15 protein-coding genes are annotated in these 18,564 nt (G+C 58.5%); 1 reads left to right on the top strand and 14 read right to left on the bottom strand.

All coding sequences use genetic code 11. The features are described from left to right. Nucleotides 1–74 precede the first annotated feature (74 nt). The 9 genes from B347_RS0101465 to urtA all read right to left on the bottom strand — a co-directional run bounded on the left by B347_RS0101465 (nucleotide 75) and on the right by urtA (nucleotide 8,194). The gene (locus B347_RS0101465) at nucleotides 75–608 is read right to left on the bottom strand and encodes a GNAT family N-acetyltransferase (RefSeq protein WP_019407947.1); all 534 of its coding nucleotides are present in this window, start codon (nucleotides 606–608) and stop codon (nucleotides 75–77) included. Further along, nucleotides 605–1,138 (bottom strand): GNAT family N-acetyltransferase, encoded by a 534-nt coding sequence (locus B347_RS0101460; RefSeq protein WP_019407946.1) that lies wholly within the window; start codon nucleotides 1,136–1,138, stop codon nucleotides 605–607. Before B347_RS0101460 ends, B347_RS0101465 begins: the two co-directional genes overlap by 4 nt. 9 nt (nucleotides 1,139–1,147) lie before the next feature. Continuing rightward, nucleotides 1,148–1,450, bottom strand: coding sequence for an urease subunit gamma (gene ureA, locus B347_RS0101455; protein ID WP_019407945.1), 303 nt, complete (start codon nucleotides 1,448–1,450; stop codon nucleotides 1,148–1,150). Nucleotides 1,451–1,618: 168 nt separating this feature from the next. Continuing rightward, entirely contained in the window at nucleotides 1,619–2,458 is an 840-nt protein-coding gene (locus B347_RS0101450; protein ID WP_019407944.1) for an urease accessory protein UreD, read from the bottom strand. A gap of 33 nt (nucleotides 2,459–2,491) precedes the next feature. Further along, entirely contained in the window at nucleotides 2,492–3,190 is a 699-nt protein-coding gene (gene urtE / locus B347_RS0101445; protein WP_019407943.1) for an urea ABC transporter ATP-binding subunit UrtE, read from the bottom strand. Between the two features lie 147 nt (nucleotides 3,191–3,337). Continuing rightward, nucleotides 3,338–4,183 (bottom strand): urea ABC transporter ATP-binding protein UrtD, encoded by an 846-nt coding sequence (urtD, locus tag B347_RS0101440; protein WP_026013929.1) that lies wholly within the window; start codon nucleotides 4,181–4,183, stop codon nucleotides 3,338–3,340. After that, entirely contained in the window at nucleotides 4,180–5,259 is a 1,080-nt protein-coding gene (gene urtC / locus B347_RS0101435; RefSeq protein WP_019407941.1) for an urea ABC transporter permease subunit UrtC, read from the bottom strand. The genes urtD and urtC overlap by 4 nt, the downstream gene beginning before the upstream one ends. Continuing rightward, nucleotides 5,259–6,761, bottom strand: coding sequence for an urea ABC transporter permease subunit UrtB (urtB, locus tag B347_RS0101430; protein WP_019407940.1), 1,503 nt, complete (start codon nucleotides 6,759–6,761; stop codon nucleotides 5,259–5,261). The genes urtC and urtB overlap by 1 nt, the downstream gene beginning before the upstream one ends. A gap of 167 nt (nucleotides 6,762–6,928) precedes the next feature. Further along, nucleotides 6,929–8,194 carry an urea ABC transporter substrate-binding protein gene (gene urtA / locus B347_RS0101425; protein ID WP_019407939.1) on the bottom strand — a complete coding sequence of 422 codons (1,266 nt, stop codon included), beginning with the start codon at nucleotides 8,192–8,194 and terminating at the stop codon, nucleotides 6,929–6,931. A gap of 709 nt (nucleotides 8,195–8,903) precedes the next feature. Between urtA and B347_RS0101420 the strand changes: the two genes are divergently transcribed. Next, nucleotides 8,904–11,894 (top strand): hypothetical protein, encoded by a 2,991-nt coding sequence (locus B347_RS0101420; RefSeq protein ID WP_337459853.1) that lies wholly within the window; start codon nucleotides 8,904–8,906, stop codon nucleotides 11,892–11,894. Here B347_RS0101420 and B347_RS0101415 read toward each other — a convergent pair. The 5 genes from B347_RS0101415 to B347_RS0101395 form a co-directional block, all read right to left on the bottom strand. Further along, on the bottom strand, nucleotides 11,891–12,901 hold the full coding sequence (locus B347_RS0101415; protein ID WP_019407937.1) for a FecCD family ABC transporter permease: 1,011 nt from the start codon (nucleotides 12,899–12,901) through the stop codon (nucleotides 11,891–11,893). The genes B347_RS0101420 and B347_RS0101415 overlap by 4 nt on opposite strands. Beyond that, nucleotides 12,898–13,848 (bottom strand): ABC transporter substrate-binding protein, encoded by a 951-nt coding sequence (locus tag B347_RS0101410; protein ID WP_019407936.1) that lies wholly within the window; start codon nucleotides 13,846–13,848, stop codon nucleotides 12,898–12,900. Before B347_RS0101410 ends, B347_RS0101415 begins: the two co-directional genes overlap by 4 nt. Continuing rightward, nucleotides 13,845–14,633, bottom strand: a complete 789-nt coding sequence (locus B347_RS0101405; RefSeq protein WP_019407935.1) for an ABC transporter ATP-binding protein — start codon at nucleotides 14,631–14,633, stop codon at nucleotides 13,845–13,847. The genes B347_RS0101410 and B347_RS0101405 overlap by 4 nt, the downstream gene beginning before the upstream one ends. Before the next feature lie 117 nt (nucleotides 14,634–14,750). Beyond that, nucleotides 14,751–16,874, bottom strand: a complete 2,124-nt coding sequence (locus B347_RS0101400) for a TonB-dependent receptor (protein ID WP_019407934.1) — start codon at nucleotides 16,872–16,874, stop codon at nucleotides 14,751–14,753. A 166-nt stretch (nucleotides 16,875–17,040) separates the two neighbouring features. Next, nucleotides 17,041–18,417, bottom strand: coding sequence for a PepSY-associated TM helix domain-containing protein (locus B347_RS0101395; RefSeq protein ID WP_019407933.1), 1,377 nt, complete (start codon nucleotides 18,415–18,417; stop codon nucleotides 17,041–17,043). Nucleotides 18,418–18,564: the final 147 nt, after the last annotated feature.

The raw sequence follows: 18,564 nt of genomic DNA, 5'->3' as shown, positions 1-18,564 counted from the left end.
CACACTGAGTGTGTGGGTGCGGCGCCCGACGTTGAGTTCGATCTCGCCCGCTTCAATCCGATACTCGCCTGGAATCATTGCGGCTCACTCAAGGTTTTGTAATAGATAGCCGTGGGGCTGTAATGGCCGTTGGGGCTTTTGCAGTAGTTGGGCAGTTCGCCGACGCGGGTGTAGCCCAGCGCGCTGTAGAAGTTTTCGGCAGGTGAGCCTGCTTCGGTGTCGAGGTGCAGCAGGCCGCGTTTTTGCTCGCGTGCCCCTTGCTCCAAGGCGTGGATCAGCACTTGGCCCAAGCCACGGCGGCGGACCTCGTTGAGCACCAACAGCTTTTGCACTTCAGCGCGGTTCAGGCCATTGGTCTTTTGGCACAGCGCCAATTGCACGCTGGCCAGCACGCGCTGTTCTTCAACCAGCACCCACAGCAGCAGGTTGCCCTGATCCAGTTGCGCGTGAACTTCGTCGAAGTAGCGATTGGCCTGTGGCAGGTCCAGGTCGTCCATAAAACCGACCGAAGCGCCATGCTTGACGGCGTCGAGCAGCAACACGATCAAGTCTTCACGGTATTGGGCGAAGGTAGCGGCCGTGACTTGAATCACTTGCTCTGCGTTCATTGGCCGCGCTCCTGGGGTGGCAGTGCGCCGGGGTTGAGCATCAGTTGCATGAACGTCAGGTCGAGCCAGCGGCCGAATTTAATACCGACCTGCGGCATGCGCCCGCTGGTGACGAAACCCAGCTGTTTATGCATGTGAATCGATGCGCCATTGCCGCCTTCGATGGCCGCCACCATCACGTGTTTGTCGCATGCTCGGGCGCGCTTAATCAGTTCGGTCAGCAACTGTGGGCCGAGGCGCTTGCCGCGTTGTTCGGGGTGTACGTACACCGAGTGTTCGACCGTGTGACGAAAGCCTTCAAACGGCCGCCAGTCACCAAACGAGGCATAACCGAGGACGGCATTGGCTGCGTCGACGATCACTAAAATCGGATAACCCTGCGCCTCGCGGGCGTTGAACCATTGCAGACGGTTATCGAGGTCGACGGTTTGCTCGTTCCAGATGGCGAGGGTATTGAGCACCGCATCGTTGTAAATCTCGCGAATCGCCGGCAGGTCAGCCGGGACGGCATCACGAATGACATAAGACATGGCGCGGCCTCAAGCGATGGGTTGGTGGACAGTGACCAGTTTGGTGCCGTCCGGGAAGGTGGCTTCGACCTGGATGTCGGGGATCATTTCCGGGATGCCTTCCATCACTTGCTCACGTGTAAGCAGGGTGGTGCCGTAGTGCATGAGTTGCGCCACGGTATGGCCATCGCGGGCGCCTTCGAGCAGGGCGGCAGAAATATAAGCGATGGTTTCTGGGTAATTGAGTTTCACGCCGCGGGCCAATCGACGTTCAGCCAACAGGCCGGCGGTGAAGATCAGCATCTTGTCTTTTTCGCGTGGAGTCAGGTCCATGGTGGCGTCCGTGTTCGGCAGTTAAAAAGTGTATGGGTTGCTCAAAATCAAAAGCCCCTCACCCTAGCCCTCTCCCGGGGGGAGAGGGGACTAAAGGCAAAAGCAGATCTATGTAACGTCACACATCAGCTCCCTCTCCCTCTGGGAGAGGGTTGGGGTGAGGGCTCTTCAGGTACTCCAAATTCTCGGTGCCAGCGCCTCGCGGCCCAGTAATGCAGGGCGCAGCAAACGCCATAAATCAATCAACCAGCCGCGTGCCTGCAAGGCTTCCCCCGCTAGGCAACGCGCCACTAACAACCCCGGTAATTGGGTCAAATCCCCGCGCACCGGATTCGGCAAGTTGCGACAGGTCTCCAGCAATTCAGCGCTGATTTCACCCGTGACTAACAACGTCGCAAATACGGGATTGCCGTCCAGCCCGATGGGCGAGTCCAGCAGCCCGTCGTTGCCGACAATGCGCTGGCGCTCATGCCAGAGCAATTGGCCGTCGCGGCGAATATCCAGCCCAGATTGAAAGTGCCCGCGCTCAAAACGTTCACCACTGGCCAGTCGCCCCAACGCCACCATGTCCCAGTAAAACAACTTGGCATCGCCCTCAAGGTCGATGCGGGTGCTGAGTTCGGCCTGGGCCGCGCTGAAGACGATGGTTTCTTGAGGCAGCCATTCCAGGGTGGCGCCTGCGGCCACGCTTAATTCAATCGTTTGATACGCCGGGCCCGCTGCGCGATACCACTTGGCCGCGCCGGGGCTGGTGAGTTGCGCCCAGGCATCGGGGCCAACACTGGCGCGGATGTCCAACCGGTCACCGCCCGCAATCCCTCCAGGCGGGTGCACGATGATGTGCTGGCACACCTCGGGGCCTTCGGCGTACAGGTGCTTTTGCACCCGCAACGGGCCAAGGTGGCGGCGCAAGGTCGGGCGCGTGCTGTCACCGAAACGGCCATAGCCCAGCTCCAGCTCGGCATGCCAGCTGGGGGTGAACAAGGCGGTGTTGGCAGGCAGGTTCATATGTAGGACTTTTTACCCGGAAAGAGTGACAGATTAAATCGTCACTAGCCCGCGCACACCTTCTGTTTGCATATTTTCGCCCCGGCCTTGCTGCACGATTTCACCGCGCGACATCACCAGGTAGTGATCCGCTAATTCTTCGGCGAAGTCGTAGAACTGCTCCACCAGCAAAATCGCCATGTCGCCGCGGGCTGCGAGCATTTTGATCACCGCACCGATCTCCTTGATCACCGAGGGTTGAATGCCTTCGGTGGGTTCGTCGAGGATCAACAAGCGCGGGCGGCTCGCCAGTGCGCGGCCAATGGCCAACTGTTGCTGCTGACCCCCAGACAAATCGCCGCCACGGCGGTGCTTCATTTGCAGCAACACCGGGAACAGCTCGTAGATAAACGCAGGCACCTCGCGGGCTTCGGAGCCGGGAAAGCGTGACAGGCCCATCAGCAGGTTTTCTTCTACCGTCAGGCGCCCAAAAATCTCTCGGCCCTGCGGTACGTAAGCAATACCGGCGTGCACCCGTTGGTGAGGTTTGAGCGTGGTAATGGCTTTGCCTTCCCATTGCACTTGGCCTTCTTTGACTGGCAGCAAACCCATCAGGCACTTGAGCAGCGTGGTTTTACCTACGCCATTGCGCCCTAGCAGGCACGTCACTTCACCCACGTTGACCTCAAACGACAGGCCGCGAAGGATGTGGCTACCGCCGTAGTACTGATGAAGATCGTGAACATTAAGCATATAAGGCTCCAGTAGCTGCAAGTTTCAAGCTGCAAGCGGCAAGTTAAAAGGTGGCTTAGCGCCGCAAGTTTCAAGCTGCAAGTAAGAGCAAAAGCAGACACGGCGCTCTTGATCTCACTTGCCACTTGCAGCTATAAACTTGCCGCTCTACCGACCCAGGTAGACCTCAATCACCCGTTCATCCGCTTGCACCTGCTCCAGCGAGCCTTCGGCCAGCACGCTGCCCTGATGCAATACGGTCACGTGGTCGGCAATCGCCCCCACAAACCCCATGTCGTGTTCCACCACCATCAGCGAATGCTTGCCCGCCAGGCTTTTGAACAGCTCAGCGGTGAACTCGGTTTCGGCGTCGGTCATGCCCGCCACTGGCTCGTCCAGCAACAACAGTTGCGGGTCTTGCATCAACAGCATGCCGATTTCCAGAAACTGCTTCTGACCGTGCGATAACAACCCCGCAGGGCGCTGCGCCGAGTGGGTCAGGCGAATGGTGTCGAGCACTTCGCCGATGCGGTCTTTTTGCTCGCCGGTGAGTTTGGCGCGCAGGCTGGCCCACACCGACTTGTCGGTTTTCTGTGCCAGCTCAAGGTTCTCAAATACGCTCAAGGCTTCGAAGACCGTGGGCTTTTGAAACTTGCGGCCGATCCCGGCCTGGGCAATTTGCACTTCGCTCATCTGCCGCAAATCGAGGGTTTCACCAAACCAGGCCTGGCCTTCGCTGGGCCGGGTTTTGCCGGTGATGACGTCCATCATGGTGGTTTTGCCCGCGCCGTTGGGGCCGATGATGCAGCGCAACTCGCCGACGCCGATGTACAGGTTGAGGTTGTTCAGCGCCTTGAAGCCATCAAAACTGACGCTGATGCCTTCCAGCGTCAGGATGGTGCCGTGGCGGGTATTGAGGCCCGGTTCAGCGCGCTGGCCAAAGCTGATGGCGTCACGGCTGCTGCCCGCGTCTTTGTTGGGGTCGAGGATAGGTTCGAGCATGACATTCCTCATTGTTCGTCCTTTTTCTTCAACAGGCCGATCACGCCTTTGGGCAGGTACAGGGTCACGATGATGAACAGCGCGCCTAAAAAGAACAGCCAGTATTCAGGGAAGGCCACGGTGAACCAGCTCTTCATGCCATTGACCACGCCCGCGCCGAGCAAAGGCCCGATCAAGGTGCCGCGCCCGCCCAAGGCTACCCACACGGCGGCTTCGATGGAGTTGGTTGGTGACATTTCGCCGGGGTTGATGATGCCCACTTGTGGCACATACAACGCACCGGCCAAGCCGCAGAGCACGGCGCTCAACACCCAGACAAACAACTTGAAGCCGCGTGGGTCGTAGCCGCAGAACATCAAGCGGTTTTCGGCGTCACGCAGTGCGGTCAACACCCGGCCGAATTTGCTGCGCGCCAAGCGCCAGCCCAGAAACAAGCTGATCACTAGCAACATTACGGTGGCGAAAAACAGCACGGCGCGGGTGCCGGGTTCGGTAATGCCAAACCCCAGAATGCTGCGGAAGTTGGTAAAACCGTTGTTGCCGCCAAAGCCGGTTTCGTTGCGGAAAAACAGCAACATCCCGGCGAACGTCAGGGCCTGGGTCATGATCGAGAAGTACACGCCCTTGATCCTCGAGCGGAAGGCGAAAAAGCCGAACACCAGCGCGAGCAAGCCGGGCGCCAGCACCACTAGGCACATGGCCCACCAGAAGTGCTCGGTGCCGACCCAGTACCACGGCAACTCGGTCCACGACAAAAAGGTCATGAATGCGGGCAATTCATCGCCCGAAGCCTGGCGCATCAGGTACATGCCCATGGCGTAGCCGCCCAGCGCGAAGAACAACCCATGGCCCAGCGACAGTAATCCGGCGTAACCCCAGACCAGATCTAGCGCCAGCGCGACGATGGCGTAACAGAGAATTTTGCCCACCAAGGTCAGGGTGTAAGCCGAGACCTGGAACGAGTTGTCGGCGGGCAACAGCGAAAGCAGCGGCATGGCCAGTAAAACCAGCAACACAAGCCCGCCCACCCACGCGGTGACCTTGGGTCCGGCTTTTTGCGTAGCAGTTAGCATCAGAGGCTGATTCATCAGTCGATCACCCGTCCTTTAAGCGCGAAGAGACCTTGTGGACGCTTCTGGATAAACAGAATGATCAGCCCCAGGATCAGGATTTTGCCGAGCACGGCGCCAATCTGTGGTTCAAGGATCTTGTTCGCGATGCCCAGCCCGAAAGCGGCGTACACGGTGCCTGCCAGTTGGCCGACGCCGCCCAGCACCACCACTAGGAATGAGTCGATGATGTAGCCCTGACCGAGGTCTGGGCCGACGTTACCGATCTGGCTCAATGCCACGCCGCCTAGCCCGGCAATGCCCGAGCCGAGGCCAAACGCGAGCATGTCGACGCGGCCAGTGGGCACGCCGCAACAGGCGGCCATGTTGCGATTCTGAGTAACGGCGCGCACGTTGAGGCCCAGACGGGTTTTGTTCAGCAGCAACCACGTCAACACCACCACGGCCAGGGCGAACACGATGATCACCAGGCGGTTGTACGGCAGCACCAGATTGGGCAGCACGTGCAACCCGCCCGAGAGCCAGGCCGGGTTGGCCACTTCAACGTTCTGCGCGCCGAACAGCACTCGCACCAGTTGGATCAGGATCAGGCTGATGCCCCATGTGGCGAGCAGGGTTTCCAGCGGGCGGCCGTAGAGGTGCCGAATGATGGTGCGCTCCAGCACCATGCCCACGGCGGCGGTGACGAAGAACGCCACCGGCAACGCCAGCAACGGATAGAACTCGATGGCGCCGGGGGCGAAGCGTTGAAACAGCAGTTGCACGCAATAGGTCGAGTAGGCACCGAGCATCAGCATCTCGCCGTGGGCCATGTTGATCACGCCCAGCAGGCCGAAGGTAATGGCCAGGCCGAGTGCCGCGAGCAGCAGAATCGAACCCAGCGACAGGCCGCTGAAAGCTTGGCCCAGCAAGTCGCCGATCAGCAATTTACGTTTGACTTGCGCCAAGCTGGTTTCAGCGGCGGTACGCACTGAGGCATCGGTTTCGATGTCGGGTTGCAGCAGGTTTTCAAGACGGGTGCGCGCCAGCGGTTCGCCGGTTTCGCCGAGCAAACGCACGGCGGCCAGCCGGACTGCTGGGTCGGGGTCGACCAATTGCAGATTGGCCAGCGCCAGGCTGAGGGCCGAGCGCACATCGCTGTCGGTCTCGGCTGCCAGTTGCTGGTCGAGGAACTTGAGCTGCGCCGGTTTGGCAGATTTTTGCAGCTGTTGCGCGGCATTCAGGCGCAGTTTTGGGTCGACGGCCAGCAGTTGATGGCTGGCCAGTGCGGTGTCAATCAGGCCGCGTAGGCGGTTGTTCAGGCGCAGGGTTTTGACCTCGCCGTCGACGCTGATTTGGCCTTGTTGCAGGCCATTGATCAGCTCAACACGCCCAGGGGTGGGGTGTGCAGCCCAGCTTTCGAGGAGTTGGGCTTGCTCGGAATTGTTGGCCGCTGCGAAGTCGTTGGCGTCATTGGCATAAGCGCCCAATGGCAGCAACAGCAGGCAGGCAAGGATCAGGCGGTAAAGGGCAGTGGGCATAGCAAGTGTCCCTGTGTGTCTGGCAAACGATCGAGCTACAGAGCGCAGACCCTCACCCTAGCCCTCTCCCGGAGGGAGAGGGGACTGACTGCACGCGTTCTCAACATCACTGCAAATCAGCTCCCTCGCTCAGAGGAGAGGGTTGGGGTGAGGGGCTTTTGGCGCCCTTAGTTACTCTTCACCGCGTAATCCGGCTTTTTGTCGTTGCCAGGAATGTACGGGCTCCACGGCTGGGCGCGGATAGGCTCTTTGGTTTGCCACACGACGTTGAACTGACCGTCATCCTGGATCTCGCCAATCATCACCGGCTTGTGCAGGTGGTGGTTGGTCTTGTCCATGGTCAAGGTGTAACCCGATGGCGCGGCGAACGTTTGGCCTGCCATGGCTTCACGGACTTTGTCGACGTCGGTGGACTTGGCTTTTTCAGCGGCCTGCGCCCACATATGGATGCCCACATAGGTGGCTTCCATCGGGTCGTTGGTCACGGCTTTATCTGCGCCTGGCAGGTTGTGGGCCTTGGCGTAGGCTTTCCAGTCATTCACAAACTTCTTGTTGACCGGGTTCTCTACCGACTCGAAGTAGTTCCAGGCGGCCAAGTTGCCCACCAGCGGTTTGGTGTCGATGCCGCGCAGTTCCTCTTCGCCTACCGAGAACGCAATTACCGGTACGTCGGTGGCTTTCAGGCCTTGGTTGGCCAGCTCTTTATAGAACGGCACGTTGGAGTCGCCGTTAACGGTGGAGATCACAGCCGTTTTGCCACCGGCCGAGAATTTTTTGATGTTGGACACGATGGTTTGGTAATCGCTGTGACCAAACGGGGTGTAGACCTCTTCGATGTCTTTGTCGGCCACGCCTTTGGAATGCAGGAACGCCCGCAGGATTTTGTTGGTGGTGCGCGGGTACACGTAGTCGGTGCCCAGTAGCACGAAGCGCTTGGCGCTGCCGCCGTCTTCGCTCATCAAATATTCAACCGCCGGAATGGCCTGCTGGTTTGGCGCGGCGCCGGTGTAGAACACGTTAGGCGACATTTCTTCGCCCTCGTATTGCACCGGGTAGAACAGCAAGCCGTTGAGTTCTTCAAACACCGGTAAGACTGATTTGCGCGACACCGAGGTCCAGCAACCGAACACCACGGCCACTTTGTCCTGTGTCAGCAACTGGCGGCTTTTCTCCGCGAACAGCGGCCAGTTGGACGCGGGGTCGACGACCACCGCTTCGAGCATCTTGCCGTTAACACCGCCCTTGGCATTGATCTCGTCGATGGTCATCAGCGCCATGTCTTTGAGTGATGTTTCTGAGATTGCCATGGTCCCGGACAAGGAATGCAGAATCCCGACCTTGATCGTTTCGGCGGCTTGCAGGGTCCAGGACATGCCCATGGCTGCAATGGATGCCGTGAGGGTAAACGCTTTGATCAGGCTGCGACGCTTCATGGTGCGATCTCCAGGAACGTGATGGTTATCAAGTGCAGATACGGACGATGAAGGGACTTTTGCAAAGGCTGTGCCGGTATGGTCAAAGGCTCAAAAATGGGGCCTTGCGCGAAGAGTGGGCATTTTTGTGCACCACTTGGGCGCTTGTACGAGGGTGTAGTGCGCGGGTGTGCGCTGCCTTGGTGCTAAATGTCAGGTTAATTAATTACCACCTGCGCTTACCCGGCAGCGTGAAGGATTGAGTGGCGTCGTGCATGTGCCGATGAGCACTCAATTAAGGAGCTAACCCCCTATGGGCCCTGCTTATGTAATCCCCCAATTATTATTTGCGCCTAATGTGATTGGCAGACTGCCGACATTAAGCCCGCCCTATATTAATCCCGATGATGCGGCGCGATTCGCACATGAGCTTATCGGTGACCACCGTGATTCAGAGTACGGTGGGGTAATTCTGAAAAATGCTGAAGGTCGCTACTTCGCTTCGCGCCCTGAAAAGGTGGTCGGGGAAACATTCAACGTCACTCAATTTATTTCAACGACTGCCAGTGGCCAGCTACTTCAGCCGCCGGGGTACACCTGTTACGCCTTCTATAATTCTCGCGCGCATCTACTTGCAGCAGAACAGACACCGTTACTAGGGGTAAAAAGTGAAGAGGTGCACTTTCTCGCCAACTTTTTCTTGTCCGCAGACATACAGGCCATATTGGTTATGGCCAGCTTTACATCAGCCCATTATTTGTCAGGCTTTAATGGTTCGCTGATCAAAGTTGAAAGCGGTTCAACACCGGACGAAAGCGCCCTTTACGATTTTCTCGCGCATGCCCAGAAAGACAGTGAACTGCTCCTGGAAATGATTCAGTACATCAAGCAAGTCACCGAGACAATGCCGGTAAGCATTATCCAGTCGGCTGACGTGTGGGCCGGTCATGTTGGAAGGCTGACACCTGAGTTTTTTTCCTCAGCCCGCCAGCCGAGTGTTGTTGAGGGCGTTATTGTCCAGCGTCCTGCTTTTGGCCCGTTGCTGGCCAGTGAGCAACTGGCGCTTGAATACGCCCGATCGCGTACGGCGGTACTGACCAATCAGCATTATGGTTTCATTCTAAAAAGCACTGACAGTCAGACATTCATCGTTTCGCAGCCGGTGACGGGCGTGATGGATTTTGACCTTGATCGGGCGTTCTCCAAAGGCAGCAACGGTCAACCCGAACTGCCAACGGGGTTTGCCATCGTCGCTTTGTACGGCTGTGATGGCGAATACCGCGACCCGGCGCTGATTCCGGCTGAGCAGGCCTCGGTGTATAAAAACTTCATACACCCCGAGGCGCTTGAAAAGGGCATTCTTAAGGCCCAAGAGCTGACGCCCATCAACAAGATACAGGCCTTGCCTCTCTATATAGCGGCACGTGATCGTTCGGTCTTGAAGTACATATCCAAGTCATCGCCCGTTGAAAAAACCCTGTTTGCACGGTTGCCGCGCAGTGAAGGTGGTGGCATGGAACTGTTGCGTAACGTGCTGTCGGGCGTTGAAAAAACTGATGCATTAATCCATACCCTTGCACACGCCGGTGAACTGAGCATTGAGCGTGGCAGTGATGTTTGGGGCGCGCAGGGCCGAGTTCAGTCCACATGGCAGCCCTTCAAAGGCTTTATGCGACGCACACTGGGGCCTGTTTTTATTGAAATGGACGATGCTGCGCGTTACGCCCATGAGCAGATTGCGCGGCGCTTAGATTTCACCTATGGCGGTCTCATTCTCCAGCGTGCGGACGGCCGTTTTGTGGCGACCGAACCGTTGGCCGTTACCACCGAAACATTTAACTCAGATGTGGTGTTTCCGTCTGAAGTGGCTTCGTTGATGCCATGGGGCTGTCAGCCCGTCGCGACCTATCAAACTCACCGCATCCAGCCCTTGCAACTCTGGCGTACCGACGAGGAGGAGCAGATCAATCGCAGCATGTTTGAACCCCATGAACTGCGTATTGCCATGCAGGAACGTGTGGGGTATTCACATTACTTGTCAGCGCAGGACGGCGCACTGCTCAAGTACTCGGCCATGGGTACGGACCTCGAAAAGAAATTCTTGCCCCGAATTGCACCACCCGACACACACCCTGAGCAGGTTTACAACAATCCGACCCGCATCAAATTGCGCACCGGGGCGCTCAAACCGAGCCAATATGTCACCCAAGTGGCCCGTGTGGGCGATTTGAGCGTGGTGGTGGCCAGCCCGTTGTGGGGCGAGCGGGGCAAAATCAAGCCCGAATGGAAACCCGGCCCAGAGCCTGTTTCGGCCATATTCGCTAGCCTGCAACCCGCGTTAAGCCCTGTGTTCACCCAAGCCCAAGGCGCCATGCGCTACATGCATGCACGTATGGGTGAGCGTACCCAGACGCAGTTCGGCGTTATTCTCAAAAGCGTGGACAGCGATCACTACATCGCCACAGAACCGCTGCCTGCGGGCCAAGCGTTCCTAGGGCGAATTTTTGCGCGTCCTTTCGGCTCACAGACCTACAGCGTGCCTGCCGGATTCGCTTTTGACTCGGTTTATATGGCCCCGCCCAAAGAGCCCGTTGCTCGGGTATTTGACGACGTATTGGCTGACTTTATTGCCCCCTCAGACCTGGTGAATCTTGCCGTGCTTTCGAGCACAGTCCGAGATCAAACGGCCGGGCGCCGTGATTACCCCGAGATGTTCATTTCTACCCGCCATGGAGCCCTGCTGAGTTATCGCGCCGAGAGCCTCAATACGCTACTGGGCCTGGAAAGCACGTTGGGTTCCAGTACGCCCATCCTGGACCTGCTGAATACCCCAAAACTGCGCTCACCGGATTACGTACGCAAAGTAGCTACCAGTGGGCATTTACAGGTACTTCTCTCCAATAGCCTGTGGGCCTCGACGGGGCGTGTGACAGCGGCTTGGCGCCCTTATGCGCTTGAAATACCTGCGGCTAATGCCTCAGTCAGCAATGTACCTGCACTGGGACCGGTCTTTAGTCATATCGATGATGCTGCTCTCTACAGTCATCGAAAAATCGTGTGGCCTCATACCCATGATGTCGTTGGCGCTGTGTTTTTCTCGTCAGCTGACAGCGCTTACGTGGCCCTTGAGCCTGAGTTCAACGGCATGGGCGCCAAGGCCCAGGACAGTATTTTCCTTAATGCTTTGTTCGAGCGATCGTCCGGTAAGAATCGGCCTTTGCCGGTTTTACCCACGGGTTATCGACCGACGGCGGTCTGCTATGCGCGTTGTCCGGTAAAGCCAAGCGTTGCAAAGCCGTGGCAGCGTAATTGGGTGGATCACACGTTTTGGCCGGTGGATATTTGCTTCATGACCAAGAGTCTGTCGCGACTGGAGTTCTCAGTGAATATCGCCTTTGCATCAGGCAATGACGGCTCTTTATTGAAGTATGTGGGACGGCCTGGTAAGGCTGAAGATGACTTATGCCAATTGGTCGTGGGTTACGACTATTGGGAAAACCAGTACTTGAATCAGGATTGGGTTGAGAAAGGCCGCGAGACGGAGCGTGAATACATTGGCAAATTAGCCAAGGCGGGGGAGTTGGTGGTGGTACAGGCCAGCGCAAACTGGTCCCGACCGGGGTGGGTACCTGCCGACTGGAAGGGGCATGAACCGCTAAAGGTCAGCCCGGTATTACCGTGGGCGCGCTCGCCCTCAACCAGCACTAAAGACGAGCTTTAACGCTTGCGCATCAGACCAATAAAGAACAATCCGCCAATCGCCGCCGTGGCCACGCCAATCGGCAAGTCCTCGGGTGCGATCAGGGTGCGGGCGGCAACGTCGACCCACACCAGAAACACACTGCCGAGCAGGGCAGACACGGGCAACAAACGCCGGTGTTCAGCTCCGACAAGGCGGCGGGCGATGTGCGGGATCATCAGCCCGACAAAACCAATTGAACCGCTGATGGCCACCAGTACGCCGGTCATCAGTGAGGCGATCAAAAAAACTTTAAGCCGCACGTTACGCGCGTTTAGTCCAAGCGTGACGGCGGTCTGTTCTCCGGCCATTAAGGCGTTCAGCGGGCGGGCCATGCCCAGCAGCAGCACCAGCCCCAGCAGCACGCTGACGCTGGGGATGGCGAGCAACTCCCAGCGCGCCAGTCCCAACCCGCCGAGCATCCAGAACATCACGGCGGAGCTGGCGCGATGGTCACCCAAAAACAGTAAGGTGTTGGCCACGGCAATCATCACGAAAGAGACGGCCACGCCGCACAGCAGCAGCCGGTCGCTGTCGAGTCGGCCGTGGCGGCTGGCGATGGCCAGCACCAGTAGCATGCTCAGCAACGCGCCAATAAACGCAGCAATGGGTAAGGTCAACAGACCGACGATTTGACCCACGTGCATCACCACAATGACCGCGCCCAAGGTCGCGCCACTGGTGACGCCCAGTAGGTGCGGATCAGCCAGCGGGTTGCGGGTCACGGCTTGCAACACCGCGCCAATCAACGCCAGGCCAGCTCCCACCAGTGCGCCGAGCAACATGCGCGGCACGCGGATCAGCCACACGATATGTTCCTGCCCCGCGCTCCAGCTCACCTCGCCAATGCCAAACAGTTTGTTCAGCAAAATGTGCCACACCACGTCTACCGGTACCCGCGCCGGGCCAAAGCCCAGCGACACCACGCACGACACCAGCAACAGTGCGCCGAGGCCAACCAGCAGCAGCGTGTAGTGGCGAGCCATCATTGTGGGTGGAACCCCTTGGCCAGGGTTTCGATGGCCAGCACGTTGTCGATGCCCGGCGTGGCTTGCACGTAGGGGATGACGATAAAGCGTTTGTTTTTGATGGCGTCCACCGATTGCAGGGCCGGGTTGGTTTCGAGGAAGTGCTGTTTTTGCTCGGCAGTGACTTCGCTGTAGTCGACGATGACGATCACTTGCGGGTTGCGTTCGACCACGGTTTCCCAGTTGACGCGGGTCCAGCTGGCGTCGATGTCACTGAGAATGTCGTCGCCGCCTGCGGCTTCGATCAGCGCGTGGGGGATGCCCAGTTTGCCTGAGGTCATGGCTCGGTCTTCACCGCTGTCATACAGAAATACCCGAGGTCGTGCGGCGGGCAGGTCTTTTTGGGCGACGGCGATTTGTGCCTGCATCTGGGCGATCAGCGCGTTGGCGCGGTCCTGTACGTCGAAGATTTTGCCGAGGTTGCGCAGGTCGTTATAGGTGTCTTCCATGCTGGCCGGTGGGCGCTTCATCACGAATGCACACGACTCGGTCAGCTCATACACGTTGATGCCCAGCGGGGTCAGTGTCTGCGGCGTGAGGTCGCCGCCCACACGCATCCCGTAATCCCACCCGGCGAAGAAGAAATCGACGTTGGCGTTGAGCAGGGTTTCAACCGAAGGGTACTTGCTGGCCAGCTCTGGCAAACCATCGAGAATGGCCTTCATTTCAGGCGTTACCGACTTCCAGCCACTGATGCCGCTGTAACCGACCATGTGCGGTTTGAGGCCTAAGGTCAGCATCATTTGGGTCAGGTTGATGTCATGGCTGACTGCACGCTTGGGCGCTTGCTCGAAGGTCACGTCGCGGTTGCAGCTTTTGATTGTCAGCGGGTATTTCGTGGCTTCGGCATGGGCAAACGAAGCACTCAGTACAACGCTCAGGGACAGCGCAAGGCGGATCAGGTTCATGGTTGGGTTATCCAGGTAATGCGGGGGTAGCCGGACAGCGGGTGCTCGTCGACCAGCGCGTCGACGCCAAACACGTTGCGTAATAGTTCGACGGTCAGCACCTCGTGAGGGGTTCCGCTGGCGATGATCTTGCCGTGATTGATCACGTACAACCGGTCGCAAAACGCGGCGGCCAGATTGAGGTCGTGGATGCTGGCCAGGGTGCCGATGTTCAGCCGTTTGACCCGTTGCAGCAACTCCAACTGATAGCGCGGGTCGAGGTGATTGGTCGGTTCGTCAAGAATCAGTAGATCGGGTTGCTGGGTCAGGGCGCGGGCCAGAATCACGCGCTGTTTCTCGCCGCCCGACAAGGTGGCAAAAGCGTGGTCTTCAAAGCCTTGCAGGCCAACGGATTCGAGCGCGTTTTTAGCGAGTTCGCGGTCGGCTTCGGTGTCGCCGTCGAACAGGCCCTTGTGTGGGGTGCGGCCCATGGCGACCACTTCATCAACGGTCAGGCCAAAAGCGTCAGGGAATTCTTGCAACACCACGGCGATGCGTTGAGCGCACCAGCGTGGGGATTGTTGCCAAAGGTTGTGCGGGCCAAGGTGAACCTGGCCAGACTCGGGCTTGCTGAAGCGATAAGCGCAGCGCAACAGGCTGGTTTTACCGCTGCCGTTAGGCCCGATCAGCCCCACAAACTCGCCTGCGGCCACGTGCAGGTTGGCGTCACGCAGTTTGAACTGGTGATGACAATGGCCGTGGCCCAGAGGTGTCCAGGCGAGTTTTGTGAGGGTGAGCTGAGTCATAAAATCCTGTTCTTAAAAGCCCCTCACCCTAGCCCTCTCCCGGAGGGAGAGGGGACTAAAGGCAAAAGCCGATCTGCGCAATTCCACAAACCCGTTCCCTGCGGGATAAAGCGGGTCTTAAAAAGTGTAATCCGCCGTGACGAAGAACGAGCGCGGCTCACCCATGATCCATTGCTGGCCGTCATTGTATTGGCTTAAGGCGTACTGGCGGTTGAACAAATTGTTCAGACGCAGACCCAATGTGGTTTTCGGCAGGGCTTTCCAGCTCACGGTGGCATCCATCACGGTGTAGCTCGGCAGCACGGCGGTGTTGGCCACGTCTGCGTAACGCGCGTCGACATAACGCACACCGGCGCCCGCGTTTACATCGTCGGTTACGGCTTTGCTCAACCACAGGTTGGCGGTACGGCGCGGCACTTCGGCGGGGCGGTTGCCTTTGAGCGACACGCCGTCTTGATCGAACTTGTCGTATTGCGCACGGACGATGGCCGCGTTGGCTTGCAACTGCCAACGGTTTGGCAGTTGCAGATCAAGGCTGGCTTCTAGGCCTTTGGACGATTGCTCACCGATTTGTCGAGTCAACTGAGTGACCGAGTCACGGCTCAGCAAATCCTTTTTGACGATGTGATACGCCGCCAATGTCCACTCGCCACGCTGGTCCCAGAACATTTGCTTAAAGCCGACTTCAGTCTGGCGCGCATGGGCCAGGCCAAAGTTTTGCTGGTTTTGGTTCAGGCTGATCAAACCGCCTACGCCATCGACGCTGGTGGCTTGCTGGGCGTAGACCGAGGTGTCCGGGGTCAGCTCGTAGACCAAGCCGACTTTCCAACTATTGGCCGACAGGCTGCGATCACTGTGGGTGGAGTCGCCAGTGACGGAGAAGTCATCGCGGTCCAGGTGCACGATGTCGCGACGAACGCCAGTCACTAACGACAGTTGGTCGGTCAGTTCGGTGCGGTTTTCAGCGAACAGCGAGACTTGTTGTGTGGTGGTGGTGTACTGGTCGCGGTAAGGCGACGCACTTTGCCATTGGCTACGATCCGGGTGGTACAGGTCGATAGGCTGACCGTCTGCGTCTACATCGTGGTACGGCGAGTTGCTGTGCAGGTTGAAATGGATGCGGTTGTAGTCCATGCCCACTAAGGTTTTGCTGTTGAGGCCGAACAGGTCATGGCTGAAGGCGAAGGTCTGGCGATCGCCTACCTGTTCCTGCTCATGCTTGATGCTGAAATAACCGCTGCGCAGCAGGCTTTGGCTGGCGTCGTCCCAGGCATGGTTTTCGGCGTTCTGCCAACGGCGTTGGGCCTTGAGGTAATACAGTTCGTTGGTAGCGGTGAGGGTGTCGTTGATCCGCCATTCAGTGTTCAGGCGCGTCCACTGATCGTTGTAGTGCAGCTTGGCATCACTGACGTTGTAGTTCTTGTCGCGCAGGCCTTTGTGATAACGGCCATTGATCAACGGCACGCCGAAGTCGTTTTGCGGCTCTTGGTCGCCGTAGTCGTGGCTCAGGGTGAACGCTAGATCGTCGGTGGCCTGCCAGCGCAAGGCGGCGCTGATAAAGGTGTTTTCAGAATCGCCGTGGTCGATCCAGCCATTGCTCTGGGTGTGGTTGATGTTCAACCGGTAGCTCAGGGTGTCGGTCAACGAACCGCCGCTATCCAGCGCCTGCTGTTGGGTGTCGTAGGAGCCGTAGCCGACGCGGATGTGGTTTTCGATTTCGCCGCTGAACGGTTTTTTCGGGATCACGTTGATCACCGCACCGGTTGCCCCTTCGCCGTACAACACTGAGGCGGGGCCGCGCAGCACGTCAATGCGTTCAACCGACCAGTCATCCACCGGGAACGTGACGGTGCCCGCGCCACTGTACATGCGGGTGCCATCGTAAAGCTGCATCACCGAGCCATCGCCCACAAAGCCACGCGCCGAGTAGGCCGAGCCGCCATTGCCCGGCGAGCCGGTAAACGAAATGCCAGTGGTGCGGGTCACGGCGTCTTGCACGCTCGTGTCGCCGCGGGCGCGGATTTGCGCGCCGGTCAGGCTTTCAACGCTGGCTGGGGTTTGGAGGCTGCTGAGGCTCAGGCGCGAACCCGCGGTGGTGGCGGTTTTGAGGTCGACGTTTTCGGCGTCCACTTCAGGCGCGGTAATCGTGGCAGCTGGCAACATTAGGGACGGTGCGGTGTCATCCGCGTGCGCGCTGTTAATCGCCAACAGGCAAAGGCTGGACAGTAAATACTTGTTCATCGGGGCAGTGAGTCGCTTTTTTCTGGAGGTGTACCCGCTGCCTCCTGGCCGCGGGGGGATCGAGCTTAAATTGTTTTGTTACAGAGTAACAACAATTTAGTGCGTGATACTGGCGCGCCAGTATCCACATCTTTCTAGATCGCGCATCTCGTATCACTCATACCCACTATGAAATTTGTTCATGTTGTTGTTTTGAGCGAACCATCAGCAGCAGTCGGTCCAGCAGCCACACACCCATCAGCGATGCACCCACCAGTGGAAACACAATCGCCAGGGCGAGGATGATCACCACGCCGGTTTTCCAAGTGGGCAGGTCGTGGCGTAGGGGCGGCACGCCTAATCCGCCTTGTGGGCGGCGTTTCCACCAGATCACCAGGCCGCTGACCGAACTCAGCAAGATCATCAGGCACACCAGCAAAATCGCGATCTGGTTGAGTGAGCCGAACAGTTTGCCTTCATGCAGCATCACGCCCATTTCGGTGGCACGCGCGACGTTGCTGTAATGCTGCCAGCGCACATCGGCCAGTACCTCACCGGTGTATTGGTCGACATGCAGGGTAGCGTCGTTGCGCGGATCGTCAGCGAACACGGCGATGGTGAATACGCCTTCAGCGGTGGTCGGCAGGGTGATGCTGTAGCCGGGCTCGACCTTGCGTGCCGTGGCCGTTTCGACCACCTGTTGCAGGCCGATGCCGGGCGCTGCCGGGCCGGATGAGTGGGCGGCGTGAGCCATGTGTTCGGCGTGCGCGCCAGAGACCGGCATCGGCGTGTTTTCCATCGCCCAAGGCACGGTTTGGCGGGTGGCGGTGTTGAGCGTGCGGGCTTCAACGTCAGAGGTGGGCACGTTGTTCCACATCGCCGCCGGGAATTGATTCCACAGGTCGGCGTATTGCTTGCCCCAGAAGCCGGTCCACGTCATGCCGCTGATCAGCATAAACAGCAGCAAAGCGGCGCCCCAGAAACCCGTAACGGCGTGCAAATCGCGCCACAGCACCCGCCCGCGACGGGTAAAACGTGGCCACAGAATGCCAGATGCAGAGTGTCCGCGTGGCCACCACAGGTACAACCCGGACACCACCAAGACCACGCCCCACCCTGCGGCGAGTTCCACCAAGCGGTCGCCGAGGGTGCCGATCATCAACTCGCCGTGCAGGGCTCGCGCCACGGCTTGTAGGTTGAGCTTGGCATCTTGCTCGCCCAGCACGTCGCCGCTGTAAGGGTTGATGAACACATTGAGTTCGCGCCCGTGATGACTGACGACAAATTGTGCGCTGCGCTCAAGATTAATCGGCGGCAGGTATTTGCTGATGTGGCCTTGTGGATAAGTGGCCTGCACACGTTTGAGTTGCTCGTCAGCGCTGAGGCTGTGATGGCCGGGGCTGAGGTTGATCAGATGGTCGTAGAGCAACGGATCGAGTTGGGGTTTGAACAGGTAAATAATCCCGGTCAGCGCCAGCAAAATCATGAACGGGGCGACAAACAACCCCGCATAGAAATGCCAGCGCCAGGCCAGGTTGTAGAAAGATGGGGTGGGTTTGCTCATGTGAGCGGCTCCGCTAGTGAACAAATGTTATTTTTTTGGGACCCTCACCACGCCTCTCCCAGAGGGAGAGGGGACTGACCGGGCGCGGTATCAAGATCATCGGCAATCAGCTCCCTCTCCCTCCGGGAGAGGGTTGGGGTGAGGGCA

Source organism: Pseudomonas psychrophila HA-4 (assembly GCF_000282975.1).
GTDB classification, from domain to species: domain Bacteria; phylum Pseudomonadota; class Gammaproteobacteria; order Pseudomonadales; family Pseudomonadaceae; genus Aquipseudomonas; species Aquipseudomonas psychrophila_A.
This window is presented reverse-complemented; position numbering and strand designations above follow the sequence as displayed.